Here is a 17530-nt window from a genome sequence, read left to right as displayed (position 1 = left end):
GGACATAACGAAACGTTCCTAGCCGCCGGTGGCAGCCCTGACACACTGCAACAATACTTTACATATTGTTTCCAATAGCAAGGAAGGTGGGTTATGGCTGCTATCAAAGTGTTGAGCGTAGGCACCGTGGTGGTTCTGCTCAGCGGCTGTCAGAACTGGCAGTTCAGGGATATTGAGGATTTGCCACCGACAGCCGCGATACCAGAGACGAGCGAACCGGGAAAGGTCGATGTCTGGTATTTTGACGGTATCTCCGGGAACTACGTTCAGGGCATGCTGGACGCAGAGAAATATCCGGATTCGCCCGATGAAATCACTGAACTCACCCAACTACGCCAAGCCACCAGCCGAGCCAATAATTACGGCACACTGATCCGGGGCTTTATCGAGCCCCCCGAAACGGGCGAATACACCTTTTACATCAGTGGCGACGATCAGACACAACTGTGGTTATCTGATTCCCAGAACCCGGACGGTGCGGTTCAGATCGCCTCCACCATGTCCACGCCCCTCGATAATTTCACCCGCTATGCCTCACAAACCTCCGGCGTACAATATCTGGAGGCCGGCAAAAAATATTACTTTGAATTCAGACACAAGGAAGGTGGATGGGACGACCACTTCACCGTTGCCTGGTCCGGCCCCGGCATCTCTCAGCAAGTGATCAGCGGCAGCGCGCTACACAGCTACGCCCAGAAAGCCCCTGACTCGGCCCCCGAGATGACATCCGAAGATGCCTACCATCTGGGCTACCGAATCGGCTACTTTGACGCTGAACAGGGCCTCTCATTCAACAGCCAGTACCCCCCACTTGATGCGGACAGTGATGATCTGTACGACAACTGGGAGATTGTGTACGGGCTGGATCCATCCAATGCGGCCGATGCAAAATCCGATACCGACAATGATCTGCTTACCGCCATGGATGAGTTCTGGGCCAGGACCAATCCCGGCACCGAAGATACTGATAACGACGGGATTCCGGATGGGTACGAATACGCCTATGGCACGGACCCCACCAACCCGGGCGATGCCAATGTAGATCTTGACGGTGATGGCTACACCATCCTGCAAGAGTACCAGGCGGGCACCAATCCCACCGATGCCAGCGACTTCCCTGCCCCTCAGGAAGCGTATGCAACCGGATTCGTCGGCCAGTACTTCACAGGCACCGAGTTTGACAGCTTCGTTTACAGTCAGCGGGATGCGAGCGTCAACTTCAACTGGAATAGTGGAAGCCCGTCAGCGGAGCTTCCAAGAGACCGGTTCAGCGTGCGTTGGCAAGGATGGTTTACCCCCCCTCACAATGAAGGAACCCGGGACTACACCTTCACCACCACCACGGATGATGGAGTTCGGCTTTTCCTCAACGGGTCTACCGTCATTGATCAGTGGAAGAACCAATCCCCCACCAGCTACAACGCCACAGCGAGCCTCGAAGCGGGGACCCCCGTTGCCATCACCATGGAGTACTTTGAGTTCGGCTGGGGTGCCACAGCACAACTGGCGATTACCGACGCCGCCACTGGAGATGCCATATCCACGACCAACACCGTCCAGCATCTGGCATTGGACAGCGAGTTCGCCGAAAGCACCTTGAACGACGGCATCGACGATCTTTACAAACTTCGCTACGGACTCCCCCTGATGCAACCATCAGCCAGCCGGGTGCTTAACGATAGCGGCGTGACGGTTCTTGAGGCTTATCAATCGGGCCTGCACCCGTACACGCTCGAAACCGTATCGGAGCCAGAATCACCGGTCACCAGCCAGCCCGGTGGTACCGGCGATGCCAGCGGCAGTGTGACACTGTCGTGGACGCCTCCCGGCACCAGGGTAGACGGCAGCAGCATTTCGCTGAGCGAAATTGACCGTTACCGGATCAACTACGGACAGGATGCTGCAAACCTGACTCAAACTCTGGAGGTGCCTGCAGGCACAACCTCAACCACGGTTACCGGCCTGGCGCCCGGCACCTGGTACTTTACGATTCAGGTAATTGATATCAATGGATTGAGTAGTGAACCGTCTGATCCGGTAGAGCATCAGGTTAACTAAGTGAGCATTCTGGTTGTCGAGTTATTTTACAACCAAACAGCAGGAACCAGAAAAGTTTATTAATATTCAATGACTTAAAATCTGGCACGAAGCCTGCTTATTAGAGGATGACGTAACGCAAAGACCACTCACTGGAGGAGTGACTCAAATGAAAAAATTGACTCAAGGCTTAGCAATGGCTGCAGCCGTCGGTTTTGCGGGAGTAGCTCAGGCTGCCTACATCGATTCTGTTGCCAATGCAAACGCACCTGGCGCTGTAGCTGAGCAAAGTGTTCCGGGAGACAACGATTACGCCACTCGCGTAGGTGGTACCTGGACAGCGGATGCACCTCTGTACAACGTGGGTGATACCGTATTGTTCGGCCACAACCTGAAATCCACCAGCTCCGATCCGTTCAAGCTGACCTTTACCTACCTGGGTAAAGAAGCTGCGGACAACAACCAGTTCTACTGGGGTAACACGCTGGTATTCGATACCAATAGTTCCGTAGATGACCAATACAGTGCTGTATTCTACGGTGGCCTTGACGCCCTGCTGAACTTCAAGTTCATCAACGGTAGCGGTGTTACCATCAACAACGATGCGAACAATGGCGGGCAGTTCAACGACATTACCAAGCCCAATTCCAGCACAAACTTCAACCTCTTCTACGTTGAAGATGATTACTTTGTAATCAGCCTGGATGACGGTTACGTAGGCGACGATAACCACGACGACATGGTTATCGCAGTTCGCGCTACCAAGGTTCCCGAGCCTGGCACGCTGGCATTGCTCGGCCTCGGCCTCGCAGGCATTGCAGTTCGAATGAAAGGCCGTAAAAAAGCCTGACATCGAGTTCTATGCTACGCTTTAAAAGCCCTGCACTTGCAGGGTTTTTTCATTTCAGGTCAGGTTCATGGATGTACTGATTGTTTATGCCAATAGCGGCAGAGGGCTGCAAAAAGATGCCCGGATACTGGAAGCAGCCCTGCAGCGGCTTGGGCACCAGACCAGGCAGGTTCAACTGCCCCCTACTCCCGTATGGCGTTCCCGCCTTTCAGCTTATCGATTCAAGGCATTAAAACGATTTTGCCCCGGATTTCTCAGCAAACTCTTCTATCGCAGTCAGATCGGCTTACTCAGGCTGCTACGTCCGATTCAACAGGCGGATCTCGTCATTCACCTCGAGAATGTCTGGATATCTCAATTGGCTGCTGGCCGACACCACTGGCTCATCCCTAACCAGGAATGGTTCATTGAATCGAGAGGTCCCTACCTCAGCTTTATCAACCGTATACTCTGCAAAACACAGCACGCGGTATCGATTTTTACCGCCTTACATGCAGACACCCAATACCTCGGGTTTACCGGCGGTGAAGTTAGCGCTCAGACCGGCTCACAAAGGAAAGACTACCGTTTGGCTTTGCATGTAGCCGGAAACAGTCAGTTCAAGGGCACGCAGCGTGTTATGGCATGTTGGCAGAGGCACCCTGAATGGCCAGAACTGGTCGTCGTCTCCCAGCATCTGGACACCACCCCCGCCGCCAATATCAGGGTAGAGAAAAACCTCACGAACAATGAACTGAACACACTCTGGGCCCAAGCCGGTTTTGCGGTACTCCCTTCTGAGGTGGAGGGTTATGGCCAGGTATTGGCCGAGGCCATGGCTTACGGCTGCATCACAATCACAAGCGATGCACCACCGATGAACGAGCTGGTTGGGGAGGACAGAGGATTTCTGGCACACGTGGAAAGAAAGCTGACGTTTCGCCTGGGCACCCGTTACCTTGTCTCAGAGCAAGCTCTGGAGCAGAGCATTCAAGCTGCGATAGACCAGCCACCGGCCACGCTGGCCCACATGTCCCGGCTGGCAATCGAATGGTATTCAACCAATCACGAACAGTTTCTTTCCCGATTAGAGAGCCAGCTCAAGGATCCGGTCGCACCACCTCTTGATCAATCTGCTCAAGAATCACCGGAAAGGTAGACTCAATAAACTCAGCAAGCGTTGCAGCCACCTCACAACCATCGCACGCCACTGCAGAGATGAGTAAAGAGGCATCATCACGGCCACTGAAGAACCCGCCCACCTGAGCAAGCTTCGCGCGCCACTGATCGGTTTCCCACTGCCCCTGAACAAAGTAGCTATACCCCAGATGCACACGTTGTCCGGAAACACGATGTTTCAGGGTGACTCCCTGCACCGGGATATTCAGGCTGTTTTCAACATCAAAGAAGCCTTCCGGAATCCAGAAATCACGGTCATAAAGGCGGTTACTGTACTGGATGAGTTCCGCACGATGCCTTTGATAGTCATAGGTAAAAGCGCCCAGATAGTAGGTTGTGCCCAAACCTTGCCCTGCGCGGGCCTGCAAACGGTCAAACAGGGTCTGCGCATACACCCTGTCTGGATTGAGAACGTTGGGGCGCCACCCCGCCAGTGCAGATCCGAACACCGGTGAATACCTTTCACTTAAATCAATGGCGTACCCTTCGGGTTCAGAAGCAATGTTGCCTCGCTTGTCCGGCAAAGCGATCCAGGTAACCAGCCCCAGCAGCGCGACAACCGTTACAGCAACGGTAGTTTTACCTGCGGGTTTAGCGTGATCTTGCTTCTCGTCATTGTCCTGGCTGGCAACAACCTGGTCGTCCCGTTTCTCAAGCTGACGAGCCAGAAAATAGAGGGGAACAAGCGTGCCCGCAAACACCCACCAGCCAAAGTTTTCATGATCCTCGATCAGGCCGGACTGCATGTTCGTTTCATACCCCATGTAGATGATGACGAACACCCGGATCCAGTTGGCAAGTAGAGCAAATGCCACCCCCAAACAGAATAACGTGACGCGGGATCGTAACCTCGACAGGTATAACTCGCCATAAATCAGAACCAGCGCCTGCCCCACCAGCAGATACCGGAGTCCAGAGCATCCATGAGCAACTTCAAAGGTTCCGACACCGATGAGGTAAACGAAAACGCCCTCCACCTCAAAATCAATATCGAAAAAACCCAACAGGAATTTATTAACGGAAACGGTAATTACCTGTAGCGTCCAGGCCAGGAAATCCCACACAGGAATGGTCAGAAACAGCAAACCCAGCGGCACAAGGAACCACCGTACCTGTCGCCACCCCATTAGCGTGGCGCAAGCGCTCAGTAGCATAGGTACCAGTGACAGGTGTTGTAATGCCTGAAGCCGGATCAGGCCTCCTACCCAATACGCCCCAAAGCAGGCCAGCAACGGTAAAAGCCATAACGGATAAAACCCGGGAACGACTGGATGAGCCTTTGCTGCACGTGCTGTCAAATACACAGACACCGCCGCAAGCAGGATGCCGTGGGAGTATGATTCATCCAACTTGAGCCATCGGTTTACAATACCGTCGATCGAGGGAAACGTAACCAGTGCCAGCAAACCTAGCAAAGCAAGAAATGGCCATAGACGACTCATTAAATTCATAGACGGCATCCTTTCCTCGGTCATCACAAATCCTGACTAAAGACGAAAAAAACGGTTGATCGACGATACCAAGCGAGAAGGCAAGCAACCTCTTGCACTGTACGCCAACTTCAGAACCGGGGAACGCACATACTCCACGGTTGTAAACAGCACGTCTTCGCCCCGGAAATGACTTTTATAAAAGGTGTTCTTTCCCGCCCCGGCCAATAAATCGTAACTGAAAACCTCAGTGTCCCGGAACGCCCGCTCAATGGCATATCCCAGGTGTAGGGTTCCCAAAGATACCTTGCTGTTCAAATTCTCCATAAAACCCGCCTGAAGGTTGTATACCCGGTTACCCGCTTGCACATCATAAAGCACAGAGACCACCTCTCCGCTGGCTGTCAACACAGACAAGCTGGGCCTCTGATTGCGAGAAAGACGGGCGAGCATAGCTTGATGAAAGCGAACAGCGTTCTCGTCAAAACACGGTTTCCCCCAACGCTCCCAATGAAAGTGGTTCAGTTGCTCAAGAAACCTCTGGGGATCATGACATTCCTCATATCGCCCCTGTAACGAGTTCTCAAACCAGTCACGGCGGTTATAGACTTTCAATCGGGTATTTTTGCCAAGGCGCGCCAACCAATCGGCAAACACCCCCTGCACCGGAATCACTACTCCGCCCGATTCACTCCGGACCAGGCGAGATAAATCCAGACGGTCACACAGACTGGTCTCAACCATATTCATAGACCGAGCTGAAGCATCAGCGAAGATCATTTCGTCCCAATCAAGACCCGCAAGATAATCAGAAAGCGTATCCATCACCGATTGCTGTTGGCGGCGCTCAACGATCACGCCCACGTATTCTGTCCGAACCGTGGGACCAAGCTTCCAGGCATTGCCAACCACGTGCAGCCTGCGAACCTTCCATCCCAGCGGTGTGGTGACAGAGCTCAAGTATAGTGGCGCAATTCCTACAAGGTTTTCGTCGCCGTCGAATACTGCAAGAAGCAATAGCTCTAAATCGAGTTTATTGCCCCAGGTTTCCCACCAGGACACCTGCCAAGCCCAACTCATAAATAACGGGTCTGCATTGCTTGTGTTGAGCAGAGCGTCCCATTGATCCTGCAGGTTGAAAAAATCCCTCTCAAATAGACGGCGAACGGTATAGCTCATGTGCGCCTCCCTGCACCGGGAACAAACCCGAATTTGAAGGCAAACCTCCATGGCCCGGACCAAAAAGGATCCTGTCTAAGGGCGCGAAGAAGGCATTGAAAAGCCTGATCACGTCGGCCTACCGAAAGCTCATACCGACCTTTCCGAATTTGGAAATAGCTTAACCCCCTACGGGCTTCTCTTGGGGTGACCGCCTCAGGAAAGGCTTGCAGAAAGCTGTGGACAATCTGCTCGTTAGCTCGAAAGCGGCTGTCTTTATCAGAGGAAATCTGGTTCTCCATTACCCGGTAATACCCCAGGATTTCCGGAATGTAGAGAAACCGATAACGAGTAGAGAATCGCAACCAAAGCCCGTAATCCTCTGCCAGCCGGTCTGCATTATCGAAGCCACCCATCTCGTCAAAACAGCGCCTTCGAGTCATGGTGGTGTTCATACTGACAAAATTGTCTCGCAGCAAATGAGGGGTTATGCGACCGGAATAGCGCTTCATTCGGTTAACGCCACGTTCCTGCCCTTCCCCGTCTATGACCATATAATCGCCATAGGCTATATCTGCCTGAGGATTTGCCTCGAAAGCCTTGAGCGTGCGTTCTAACTTGGTTCTGACCCAGGCATTATCAGAGTCAAGAAAGCAGATGAACTGACCTCGTGCTTCATCAATGCCCCGATTCCTGGCCACGCTCTGGCCCTGGTTCTTCTGATGCAGATACCGCACACGAGGATCTGAGAAATACTTCTTCATCAACTCAGCTGTACCATCAGTGGAGCCATCATCAACGACAATCAACTCCAGATCATCGAATGACTGTGAAAGCACACTCTCAACTGCGAATGGCAGATAATCCGCTCGGTTGAATGTTGGCGTAATGACTGACACCAAAGGACTCAAAGACATGACCACTTTACTTCCCTGTCTTGTTCAGCATTGTTGTTATTTCAGCGCTACCGCAAAGAGTGCGCGCCAGACATTCGACTCCGCAGGCGCGTACTTGAGTGCTTTCACAATCTCCTTTAGACCGGCGGCCTTCTCGCCAGTTGCTCCGAGGTAGCGGCCCTTCCGGATATAGAAATGAGCAAATCCTTTATCAAAATCCCTGGTACTCAGCGCCTCGGGATACTCACGCCGGAAATCGTGAATAATGGCTTCGTTAACTTTAAAGCGTTGGGTTTTATCCGAAGAAATCTGATCCTCCATCACCCGGTACCAAGCCCAGTATTCCGGTTCGTATCGGAATTCATACCGGGCAGAAAACCGAAGCCAGAGGTCATAGTCATCTGCCACTCTTCGCTTACCACTCATACCACCCATTTCATCGAAGCAGCGCCGCCTGGCCATGGTCGTATTCATCGCAACGCAGTTATCCTGAATCATTCTGGCTGCAATTCGGCCGGAATAGCGAGACATGTTTTTCCGGCTGATTTCCTTGCCTTGCTCATTGATAATCACATTATCGCCGTAGAGCACATCCACTTCCGGATGCTTTTCAAAAATACGAATCTGGCTTTCCAGTTTATCCAGGGGCCAATAATTATCGGAATCCAGAAAACAGATAAACTCCCCAGCCGCCTCTGCAAGAGCAACATTCCTGGCCACACTTTGCCCCCGGTTTTCCTGTTGGAACAAACGTACTCTCTCGTCCTTGAGATAGGGCTGAAGCAACTCGACCGTGTTGTCCGTTGAGCCATCATCAACGATGAGGAACTCAAAGTGCGGATAACTCTGTTTTATGACACTCTCAACCGCTTCCAGGATGAATTCCGAACGGTTGTATGTCGGAGTGATAATAGTGACTAAAGGATTTTCAACCGACATTCGCCGCCTTCCTTGTTCGTATCTTTTTCGTTCCAGTTTTCTCGAGCAGACTGCAGTAATTCACCATCGGAATCCCCCCCCATGATGAACCAACCTTGTATGCACTGCTGGGTCTCGGTTACAGACTCACTTTCCGGGGAGGCCCACACAAAGAACCTGGGTTGCTCGCGCCCCTGATAGAAACCGGCAGCTTTCATTACTTGCTTTAATTCCAGATCAGATGTCATTGCGGAATAAGACGACGCACCAGGCCAATTACTGAGTATTGCTTCAATAACCGCTGCTTTTATCCCCTTCGATTTGGCCGGCCCGAGGTAATCCACCAGGCGCACCTGTCTACCATACTCTCGTACCACTCCAAGAGCTTTCAGAGTGCGGCCTCGGTCTCTCAATTCTATAAACTGATAACTTGCAAACGGATGTTGCTGATATCGCCAATCCAGATAGCTCCAATTCCGCACTATTGCCTTGTCGTAGCCTTTTGCTATCGAATTCCACAGCGCGTCGATCTCATCTTTGGCCGGAAGCTGCTTTGTTACCGATATGGAATCCCCCATTGGAGGTGTTCTGCGGGTTATCAACTTTGTCCCGAATTGAAAAACCATCAATGCCCAGTCGCGGAATGAACGGGGCTCTCGAATTCGCCTGAGAAAATGCACCTCGTTATTGGCTTGCCACCCCATCCGTTCCAGAACAATGGCGGCCACAGGACTGATACCAAACGACATTAGAATGGGAGAACGCTGCGCAAGCTCCACCTTGATCAGCCTACCAATGCCCTTTCCTCGCAGGCCTTGGTTAACCTTGAAATCGCAGCTCCACATCGCAGAAGTAGGCCTGCCCTCCCACAATATGGACACGGGAACCACAGCATTGAACCCGACAACGGAGCCTTCTTCTTCTGCCACCACGGGGGCAAAGCCCCGAGCCCGAGCCCCGGGATTATCCAGAAACTGGTAATCCCAAATATCACGCTTGAACGCTACATCAGAGAAAAGATTGAGTACCTGCTCCCTGTGTCGGTGCTCTTCGTAGGGTTTAATGTCAACCACCAATACGCTCCAGCCAGGCAAGAAACATCAGAATGCCCCATAATTCTGCGGAATAATCTTCCCGTCCTTTAAGATGTTCTTGCCAATAGGCATGAACGACCAAACGATCAAGGTAATCCTGCTTATCGAACACCGAGGGCTGCAACAATGACTCGGCCCAAGGACGTAATGGACCTCTAAGCCATTGTCCCACCGGCACTGCAAAACCCTGTTTCGGCCTGTCAACCATCGACTGAGGCACATGTCGGTAGAGCACACTTCGCAGTACCTGTTTGCCAATGCCGCCTTTCAGGTTATAGCTCAACGGCAAAGATAGCGCGAAGGCAACTACGTTGGGATCCAACATCGGTATCCGGGTCTCAAGGCTGCAAGCCATGGCCGCCCTATCCACCTTAACCAGAATGTCATCTGGCAGGTACCAATTCAGATCGCGCCACATGAGAGTTTTAAGGCTGTCTTGAGGAATGACATTCGGAAGATTCCCGCTCAAACCGTAGAGCGGCTCATTAACATTGCTCAGGAAACATTCTGGCTCGGTCCAGAAAGACACCGATTGGCGGTAGAATTCCGAGAGACTGGCAGCCGAGGCCAACGCTCGCTCCGCTTTCAGTCGATGGCGAATCGCCAGAGCCGAGCGCCCACGCTGCGAAGGTATTAGTGACCGAATGACATGCGCAGTTGGGCCCTCTGGCAAACGAGTGAGCAAACGTCGGGCAGCACCGCCAACACCGTTTCGCACCTGCCAACGTTTATGAACCGACGGATATCGGGAGTAACCGCAAAAAAGCTCATCGCCGCCGTCGCCAGACAGCGCCACCGTGACATGTTTTCGGGTCATCTCGCTGACAAGAAAAGTAGGCAGCTGCGAGGAATCCGCGAAAGGCTCGTCGTATAGATCTGGCAATCGTGGCACGAGGTCAAGCGCATCCTCGGGAGTTACGTACAACTCCGTGTGTTCGGTTCCCAGATGACGGGCAACCTCTGCAGCATGCTCTGCCTCATTAAAGCCCGGCTCATCAAAGCCAATGCTGAACGTTCTCACGTTCTGGCTTGCACGGGCTTGCATAAGTGCAACCACGGTGGAAGAGTCGATACCGCCGGAGAGAAAAGCACCTAAAGGAACGTCCGATACCATCTGGTCTTCGATCACGTTCCCGAGTAAAGCCTCCAACTGGTCACTGGCAGCCTCAAAGCTTTCCGGCGCCCGGCTCTCTGTAAAGCAATCCTCAAGGCACCAGTAGCGTTGCGGTTCCGGTAACATACCCGGTGAGGATCCATCAAGAGGAAAACGAACCAGCGAGGCAGGCGGTAGTTTTAAAATCCCTTTGTGAATACTGATCGGTGCTGGTATCACGTTGTGCCGGAGCAACAGCGCCAGCGCCCCAGGCTCTACACCGCCTTGCCATGCAGGATGTACCCGAAGCGCCTTGAGCTCCGAACCAAACAACAGAGTGTTGCCTTGCCATCCATAATACAGTGGCTTTTCACCCATTCGGTCTCGGGCCAGAATCAGATCCCGGCTTTTCAGATCCACCAGCGCAAAAGCAAACATTCCCGAAAACTTCGGCAGACTCTCTTCCAACCCCCAACGCTCAATTGCGTGGAGCATCACTTCCGTGTCTGAGTGGCCCCGAAAGGTGCATCCCTCCTTTTCAAGCTCTGCTCGCAGCTGCCGAAAGTTATAGATTTCCCCATTGAAGGCAATAACAAAGCGCCCGCTCGCTGACGCCATCGGCTGCGCACCCGCCGGTGACAGATCCTGAATGGCCAGCCGCCTGTGCACCAGACCAACACCAAGCTCGGCCCTCACCCAAACTCCGGCGTCGTCTGGGCCCCGGTGAATGATAGCCTCACCCATACGTTCCAGCGTCGTTTCGGGCCCTCGACCCACATCCCTGTTTACGAATCCTGCAAAACCGCACATGGATTAGTTCCTTCCTGCAATGCGAGTCAATCGAGCGCCCACGTAGTCTCGCTCTTCCCGATTCAACACCAGCAACCAGAAGGCCGCTAACCAACCCACACTTCCCAATATAGCGCCTAGCAAAATATGACCATACGAGTCGTACACCAGATATTCGCCAAGTCCCAGGATAATCAAAGCCATCAAACCGGCCGGTACAAACGCCGGCAGCACAGACGCCCGGAGATATTGCCTAACCGGCAAATCCAGGTGCCGACAGGTATACCGAAGATACAGCGGCACAAAAATCAGCCCCGGGACGACGGAGGCAAAGGCAACTCCCTCAAGTCCAAATGGATGGACCAGCACAAGGCTTAGCCCGATATTAAGCAATGCTGCCAATGGCGTAAGGCGAGCAAAAATTCCATGCTTATTAATAGCCGTGAGGTAACGGCTGGCAAAAGGATTTATGAACGGCAATATCGTAAAAAAGACCAGAAACAGGATAAGCCACTTGGCCTTTTCACCAAATTCAGGGCCCAACCAGATCGAGATAAATGGCGCACCAAGCAATAAAGCGCCGGTCCCCATAGCAAATAGAATGCTGACAACGTACCGGGAAGAGATGAGAAAAACCGTTCGAATGGTCTCGTTTTCTGCCTTTGCACTCAACCCACTGAACAGAGGCATGAAGGCATGAGTTAGAGTCCATCCAAGGCCACGTATGTGCTGAGTCAAATTGGCTGGAATGCTGTAAAAAGGCACCATAGCAGGCCCCATTATCAGCCCGATAACCAAGACATCCGTGGCGTTCTCCACTCGGGTGGCAATTCCCTGAATGAACGACTTGAACCCGAACACAATCAGTTCTCGCAACCGGCTCAACGAGAATGTCCCCATCTGAGCTCGAATAGCCCCATAAGCCGGTCGTGAAAGTATCCACATAAATAAAACGTATTTAATCGTCAAACCAATCGCATTAATGGTCGCGAGAAGCACTAGTCCATTTTCCGGAGTTATAAAATAGTATAAAAGAACAGAACCAAAAACGGAGTTTATAATAGTTATATTGTTCTTTAGGTAATATTTCTGAAACCCTTCCAGATAGCTTTCAGCAACATAACCAGGAAATGAGATCAACAAATAGGCTCCAATAATAACAAGGAACAGCGTGTATTTTTGGTGGGGCTCATCGTTTGGGGCTATACCGCCTGAAAACCAGACGCCCCAGCAGAAAAAGAATACAAATAATAGAACTCCCACAAGCGCCATGAATACAAGAGCCGACATATAAACCGACTGGAGTGCCGTCTCATCTTCCTCTGCAAGATGCCTGGCAGCGAATCGGCTAATTGCGGGACGAAGCCCCAGGTCCAGGATGCCCATATAGCCAATTACGGCACCAATCATCTCCCAAAGCCCGTAGTCGTATTTCCCCAGGTTATGAACGAAAACCGGTGTCATCACGAACGTGATAATCAGCTTTACAAACATTACAAGAACGTTCGATCCGGTATTAACAAGCAGGGTACGAATCATTGATCTACGACCCTACCAGTTGATCATAGAGGGCACGCAGTTCTTGGGCTGGTCTAGCTATGCCAAATCGTCTCACTGCGATGGACTGGTAGTCGGCAAACTCTTGCTTGCTGCTCTGTTCAGCCTCCTTCCTAATAAGATCTGCCAACCTCGCATGATCTCCCGGCAGGAATGTCCTGGCAGGACTCCCTGCGACTACCTCGCGCAACCCAATGCAGTCAGAGGATAGAAGCGGAATACCGGCAGACAGGACCTCCATCGCCAATAACCCACAGGCCTCCCAGCGAGACGGCATCACGACCATATCTACCGCCTTAATCATGGAAGGCATATTGTCAGTACCGGGCATTTGGATGAACTGTTCCGAAAGCCCTTTTTCTTCTATGTATTGATAGTCTTCACGTATGTACCCGCCCCAACCAAAAGTAACAACCTTCGGTAAAGGCATGAACTCCGCCGACTTGAGCTCGGCAATTGCATCTACCAATGTACGGAAGCCCTTTTGCCCCATAAATCGACCAAAGAAGCCGACAAGACGCGTATCCTCCCCCTCCCCCAACTGCGCTCTAAGATCCGAAGAGGGCTCGTTGGCGAAATAATCGGTATCCACGCCGTGTAAGATTGGATAAAGCCGCTTGGCGGGCACATTCGAGAAGAATGTCCGAAAGTTTTCTGTAGCATCCTCCGTAACGGTATGGATTGCATCAATTCTCTGGAACAATCGAGCCATGACAAACTTCTTTACTGAGCCCACGCCCCCGTCGAACTGGGAATCCAAAAACACGTCATGAGCTGTCATCAAATGTCTTCGCTTTAACCCTGTCCTGGACACTTCTGTAAGCAAACCTGCTCCGAAACCATGGGAGTGAACTAAATCAGAAGACGTTTTTTTCAGGACCGTTCTCAGCTCTCTAACGAACGATAACGGTTCTTCAGGCGACTCAATCAACCTGATCTTATTTTTACCCAAACATTTATCTAAGTAATCAGACAACCCATGATCCGGCGCAAACAACGTAAATACACAGTCTTCATAGCACTCTTGGCCGTATATATACCTGAAAAAGGTTTTTATGCCTCCACCAGGCTGCAAAGCAGTCATCAAAACATCCATATTTAAACCTTTATCAGAAAACTAATAACTTCTATTCCTGACTTTATTTGCCAACCTGAATTTAGAATCATAATGGCAAGACTCGACCGAAGAACTATCATAGGATTTACCCGAAACATTCTTCAACGCCAAATTAGAAAATGCTATAACCAGACCGGCAAACAAATACCAATAGTATTGAGACAACCCCCAATAATTAATACTGTAAACTGCATACATCCAAAATAATGTTATTAGCGCCTTATTTAGTCTCGCATAAAAATCAAGACTATCCATATTAAGCTTTGAGAAACTGGATCTTACAAAAAAAAGCTTCTTTATTATCTTAGAAAGAAAGGCCATAAATATCAGGAACCCGACTACCCCTAACTCTATGAGCACTTCTGCATAAAGGTTATGGCTAGCCTGACGAGAGCCCAACTTATGAACTTTCGCTTCAGGTGTTGTGCCCAATCCGTGCCCAAAGATAGGTCTAGTCATCCCCAGCTTGAACTCATTAACCATACCCCTGATCCGCCCTTCTGCTGAAGCACCACCCTCAGCATCCCGATCAATCAGTGATAAGTATCGCTCTTTTTGAACCGGCGTCATTACCGAAAAGGCAAGAATCGCTGCCAAGATCCCGACGACTATTAATCGAAACTTCTTTTTTGACTCTTTGAAAACAAAGAAAGCAACGACAAGAAGCGCGATAAATCCACCGCGGGACATGGTCAATATCAGGGCGTAAAGCAGCAGTGGCATTAACAATAAATAGAGCGCTTTTGATTTCCAACCTAGCGGCCAAAGCAAGTAGTGAAGAAATGGAACAGCAGTTGCTATAACAAACCCAAGCTCATTAGGATTAATAACATCAGCAGGTGCCCCGGCTAGTCTATTTGCAAACTCTTTTGAGCTCAAGTAAGTCGAGCTCCCCCAATATCCACTTGTAACATTAAGATAAAGAGGCTCCAACACACGGAAGACCTGGCAACCGACAAAAATAAACAAAAAAACCTTAAGACGCCTCTCAGTGTCGACAAACAAAGCCACAAAGAAAAGAAAAACTGATGCCTTTACAAAGGGGTCAAGATTTGTCCTAATGACGCTGCCAGGCCATTCAACGAATGGGATAGATATGATAATGTAACCAACAAGCACGAAAAAACCCTTAAAAACCGGGTCATCCATTTTATATTTGAACTTGTCCTTCTGGCTAAACAATAAAACCAGAAGAATCAAAACTTCTATTAGCGTTGGACGAATAACACCATAGGCAGGAAATCGCGCAGAGAACCTAATAAAAAAATCGATTACAAAATATAGAAAAAAATAGAAAGTGAAGCCACTGACCAATGACTCTGAGGTTTTATCAGTGGTGGACCATCTAATGCTGTTCCTGCTCGAGGTCATGAGACAAGCTCACTATAGACATCCTGATGCTCTTCCACCATCACTCTTTTGCTAAATCGAGCCCCGGATGATGCCAAAGCTGACGCCCCAATCTTATGCCTCAAGTTTTCATCAAGAACTAACTTCATAAGACTATCGGCCAACTCGTTGGTGTCTCCGCAATTATATAGATATCCGGAAACACCATGCTCTACTGCCTCAGGGTTCCCACCGACTGAACTACAAACCACTGGTAAACCTGAACGCATGTACTCAACAATAGAATTGGAAAAGCCCTCGGACTCAGAACAGAGTATTCCTATGTCGAAAGCCGGTAGGCAATCAGCAACATCTGAACGACGCCCCAAAAAATGGACCCGCTCTCGCACACCCAAAGCTTCAGCCTGTTGGCTCAGCCCATTATGGTCGCCATCGCCTATCACAACCAAACGAAGATTGCCTCCTTTCTGGACTACCACCGCCAGAGAAACTATGGCATCAGAGATGCGCTTCAGTGGACGAATATTGGCTACGATGACACCAAAAACAGCGTCAGGATACTGATTACGCAAAAACAGGACTTCATCAGGAATCGACGCGTCTCCAACCCTTTCCTCATAGCCATTATAAATCACATCTATTCCGTCTTTAGGAACTCTTTCATTTCTGGACACCACATCCTTCACGGCTTGGCTGTTCGCAATTACCGACGATACGGCACGCCGAGAACACCGTAACAGGAAAAGGTATTTTTTCGTGTACCAATAGCCCATATCCCTGCGCGATATAACCGTATGAACACCAAACGGTCTAAATATAATCGGGCACATGATAGACGGATCAATAAAAAACGCATGAACGATTTTTCCACCGCTTTCCCGAAACCGCTTTGCTTCTTTCCAAAGCGCTAACCAAGCCGACGGATTGGTAAGCCCCGAATGTCCTAAAACCGAGTAACTACAGGGGAACCCGTTTTCTTTCAAGTAATTAGATTCATGGAACACCAACAGATGAGGAGAAAATCGATTACGATCAAGCCCCTGGACCAATTGATACAGTTGTCCCTCTGTACCGGCATGATGATTTTTAAAACTGTCAATAACATAAAGAATTTGGACAGCTTTTTCCTTACTACACACTGTATTACCTCATCAATTATTATCAGTATTCAGGAATACTTTAATTGCCCTTATGGGATCAAAAACACCAGCTAAAACAAAATACCTAATAGATCTGAACTTATTTTTTGACCAGTATACTTTTCCTAAGTGATAATTAAGAACGGCAAGACGTTTTCGAACAGTTTTCTTTTTGTATGGGTACCGCTTAATAGCTCTCGATAAAATTCTGAAGCCATTACGCCAACGGGTCTCAAGCCCATTTACACTAATAGCTCCGTCGTGTTTCCTATAATAAAAAGCAGGTACGCCAGAGTATGCGATTAGAGAACACTCAGCAACACGAAGCGCAAAGTCGTGATCTTGTGCTGCCCGAAACGACTCCTCTAAAAATCCGATCTTTTCAATAGTGTCTTTCCTAAACATGCATAATCCGGGTGAAACAATGTAGCAATCTAGGAGAAGGTTATTCGGATCCCCATTTTCTGTATGGACCGGAGAAAATAATTCATACAGAATATTTCCAGATTTATCAATAGCAACTCCCTGACCATACACCATACCAACACTCGTATGGCTCTCAAGAAAGCTAACATGCTCAGAAAGTATTCCTGGTGCAAGTAGATCGTCGCTATCTAAAATAACAACATATTTTCCTAAGGCATTACTTATGCCCTTATTTATGGATGCAGCTTGCCCTAAATTTTTATGATTCTCATGGATCAATACCTTAACTCTGGCATCATCAAGACTTCGAAGCCAGTCCAAAGTACCATCAGTAGATCCGTCATCAACGATAATATATTCAAAAAACTTATAACTTTGAGATAAGACAGAATTAACTGTTTCTGGAATTAAACTCAACCGGTTAAAAGATGGCGTAATTACAGACACTACCACTTTAGCTTCCATACCAAATATAACCCTTAAATTATTCTGAGAATCGCTCCCAAAATAAAAGAAAT

Annotated in this window: 14 protein-coding genes; 3 read left to right on the top strand and 11 right to left on the bottom strand. The window is 49.8% G+C overall.

Features of this window, described 5'->3' with window-relative positions; genetic code table 11:
- Nucleotides 1-93: 93 nt before the first annotated feature.
- The 3 genes from ACF8YQ_RS07990 to ACF8YQ_RS07980 all read left to right on the top strand — a co-directional run bounded on the left by ACF8YQ_RS07990 (nucleotide 94) and on the right by ACF8YQ_RS07980 (nucleotide 4025).
- Nucleotides 94-2058: a PA14 domain-containing protein gene (locus ACF8YQ_RS07990; RefSeq protein WP_396623124.1), complete on the top strand. Its 1965-nt coding sequence runs from the start codon at nucleotides 94-96 to the stop codon at nucleotides 2056-2058.
- A gap of 175 nt (nucleotides 2059-2233) precedes the next feature.
- Nucleotides 2234-2887 (top strand): PEP-CTERM sorting domain-containing protein, encoded by a 654-nt coding sequence (locus ACF8YQ_RS07985; protein WP_396623123.1) that lies wholly within the window; start codon nucleotides 2234-2236, stop codon nucleotides 2885-2887.
- A gap of 67 nt (nucleotides 2888-2954) precedes the next feature.
- Nucleotides 2955-4025: a glycosyltransferase gene (locus ACF8YQ_RS07980; RefSeq protein WP_396623122.1), complete on the top strand. Its 1071-nt coding sequence runs from the start codon at nucleotides 2955-2957 to the stop codon at nucleotides 4023-4025.
- Here ACF8YQ_RS07980 and ACF8YQ_RS07975 read toward each other — a convergent pair.
- The 11 genes from ACF8YQ_RS07975 to ACF8YQ_RS07925 all read right to left on the bottom strand — a co-directional run bounded on the left by ACF8YQ_RS07975 (nucleotide 3967) and on the right by ACF8YQ_RS07925 (nucleotide 17477).
- Nucleotides 3967-5520: an exosortase/archaeosortase family protein gene (locus ACF8YQ_RS07975; RefSeq protein WP_396623121.1), complete on the bottom strand. Its 1554-nt coding sequence runs from the start codon at nucleotides 5518-5520 to the stop codon at nucleotides 3967-3969. The two genes, ACF8YQ_RS07980 and ACF8YQ_RS07975, sit on opposite strands and share 59 nt — an antisense overlap.
- A gap of 12 nt (nucleotides 5521-5532) precedes the next feature.
- Entirely contained in the window at nucleotides 5533-6654 is a 1122-nt protein-coding gene (locus tag ACF8YQ_RS07970) for a GNAT family N-acetyltransferase (RefSeq protein WP_153739954.1), read from the bottom strand.
- The gene (locus tag ACF8YQ_RS07965) at nucleotides 6651-7550 is read right to left on the bottom strand and encodes a glycosyltransferase (protein ID WP_206852385.1); all 900 of its coding nucleotides are present in this window, start codon (nucleotides 7548-7550) and stop codon (nucleotides 6651-6653) included. The genes ACF8YQ_RS07970 and ACF8YQ_RS07965 overlap by 4 nt, the downstream gene beginning before the upstream one ends.
- Nucleotides 7551-7586: 36 nt before the next feature.
- Nucleotides 7587-8468, bottom strand: a complete 882-nt coding sequence (locus ACF8YQ_RS07960; protein ID WP_153739955.1) for a glycosyltransferase — start codon at nucleotides 8466-8468, stop codon at nucleotides 7587-7589.
- Nucleotides 8447-9520 carry a hypothetical protein gene (locus ACF8YQ_RS07955; protein ID WP_396623120.1) on the bottom strand — a complete coding sequence of 358 codons (1074 nt, stop codon included), beginning with the start codon at nucleotides 9518-9520 and terminating at the stop codon, nucleotides 8447-8449. Before ACF8YQ_RS07955 ends, ACF8YQ_RS07960 begins: the two co-directional genes overlap by 22 nt.
- Entirely contained in the window at nucleotides 9513-11444 is a 1932-nt protein-coding gene (asnB, locus tag ACF8YQ_RS07950) for an asparagine synthase (glutamine-hydrolyzing) (protein WP_396623119.1), read from the bottom strand. The genes ACF8YQ_RS07955 and asnB overlap by 8 nt, the downstream gene beginning before the upstream one ends.
- 3 nt (nucleotides 11445-11447) lie before the next feature.
- A complete protein-coding gene (locus tag ACF8YQ_RS07945; RefSeq protein ID WP_141066906.1) occupies nucleotides 11448-12962 on the bottom strand; it encodes an oligosaccharide flippase family protein in 1515 nt (504 codons plus the stop codon).
- Between the two features lie 4 nt (nucleotides 12963-12966).
- The gene (locus ACF8YQ_RS07940; RefSeq protein ID WP_141066905.1) at nucleotides 12967-14076 is read right to left on the bottom strand and encodes a glycosyltransferase family 4 protein; all 1110 of its coding nucleotides are present in this window, start codon (nucleotides 14074-14076) and stop codon (nucleotides 12967-12969) included.
- 21 nt (nucleotides 14077-14097) lie between these two features.
- The gene (locus ACF8YQ_RS07935; RefSeq protein ID WP_227548799.1) at nucleotides 14098-15246 is read right to left on the bottom strand and encodes an O-antigen ligase; all 1149 of its coding nucleotides are present in this window, start codon (nucleotides 15244-15246) and stop codon (nucleotides 14098-14100) included.
- A 218-nt stretch (nucleotides 15247-15464) separates the two neighbouring features.
- Nucleotides 15465-16586 carry a glycosyltransferase gene (locus ACF8YQ_RS07930; protein ID WP_396623118.1) on the bottom strand — a complete coding sequence of 374 codons (1122 nt, stop codon included), beginning with the start codon at nucleotides 16584-16586 and terminating at the stop codon, nucleotides 15465-15467.
- 12 nt (nucleotides 16587-16598) lie between these two features.
- Nucleotides 16599-17477, bottom strand: coding sequence for a glycosyltransferase (locus tag ACF8YQ_RS07925; protein WP_396623117.1), 879 nt, complete (start codon nucleotides 17475-17477; stop codon nucleotides 16599-16601).
- Nucleotides 17478-17530: the final 53 nt, after the last annotated feature.

It is taken from the genome of Marinobacter sp. W-8 (genome assembly GCF_044342215.1).
GTDB classification, from domain to species: domain Bacteria; phylum Pseudomonadota; class Gammaproteobacteria; order Pseudomonadales; family Oleiphilaceae; genus Marinobacter; species Marinobacter nauticus.
This window is presented reverse-complemented; position numbering and strand designations above follow the sequence as displayed.

Coding starts and splice junctions, on each gene's coding strand:
- ACF8YQ_RS07965 (WP_206852385.1), bottom strand. CDS start 7,550: ATGTCTTTGAGTCCTTTGGTGTCAGTCATTACGCCAACATTCAACCGA.
- ACF8YQ_RS07940 (WP_141066905.1), bottom strand. CDS start 14,076: ATGGATGTTTTGATGACTGCTTTGCAGCCTGGTGGAGGCATAAAAACC.
- ACF8YQ_RS07970 (WP_153739954.1), bottom strand. CDS start 6,654: ATGAGCTATACCGTTCGCCGTCTATTTGAGAGGGATTTTTTCAACCTG.
- asnB (WP_396623119.1), bottom strand. CDS start 11,444: ATGTGCGGTTTTGCAGGATTCGTAAACAGGGATGTGGGTCGAGGGCCC.
- ACF8YQ_RS07925 (WP_396623117.1), bottom strand. CDS start 17,477: ATGGAAGCTAAAGTGGTAGTGTCTGTAATTACGCCATCTTTTAACCGG.
- ACF8YQ_RS07975 (WP_396623121.1), bottom strand. CDS start 5,520: ATGACCGAGGAAAGGATGCCGTCTATGAATTTAATGAGTCGTCTATGG.
- ACF8YQ_RS07980 (WP_396623122.1), top strand. CDS start 2,955: ATGGATGTACTGATTGTTTATGCCAATAGCGGCAGAGGGCTGCAAAAA.
- ACF8YQ_RS07945 (WP_141066906.1), bottom strand. CDS start 12,962: ATGATTCGTACCCTGCTTGTTAATACCGGATCGAACGTTCTTGTAATG.
- ACF8YQ_RS07935 (WP_227548799.1), bottom strand. CDS start 15,246: ATGGATGACCCGGTTTTTAAGGGTTTTTTCGTGCTTGTTGGTTACATT.
- ACF8YQ_RS07990 (WP_396623124.1), top strand. CDS start 94: ATGGCTGCTATCAAAGTGTTGAGCGTAGGCACCGTGGTGGTTCTGCTC.
- ACF8YQ_RS07960 (WP_153739955.1), bottom strand. CDS start 8,468: ATGTCGGTTGAAAATCCTTTAGTCACTATTATCACTCCGACATACAAC.
- ACF8YQ_RS07985 (WP_396623123.1), top strand. CDS start 2,234: ATGGCTGCAGCCGTCGGTTTTGCGGGAGTAGCTCAGGCTGCCTACATC.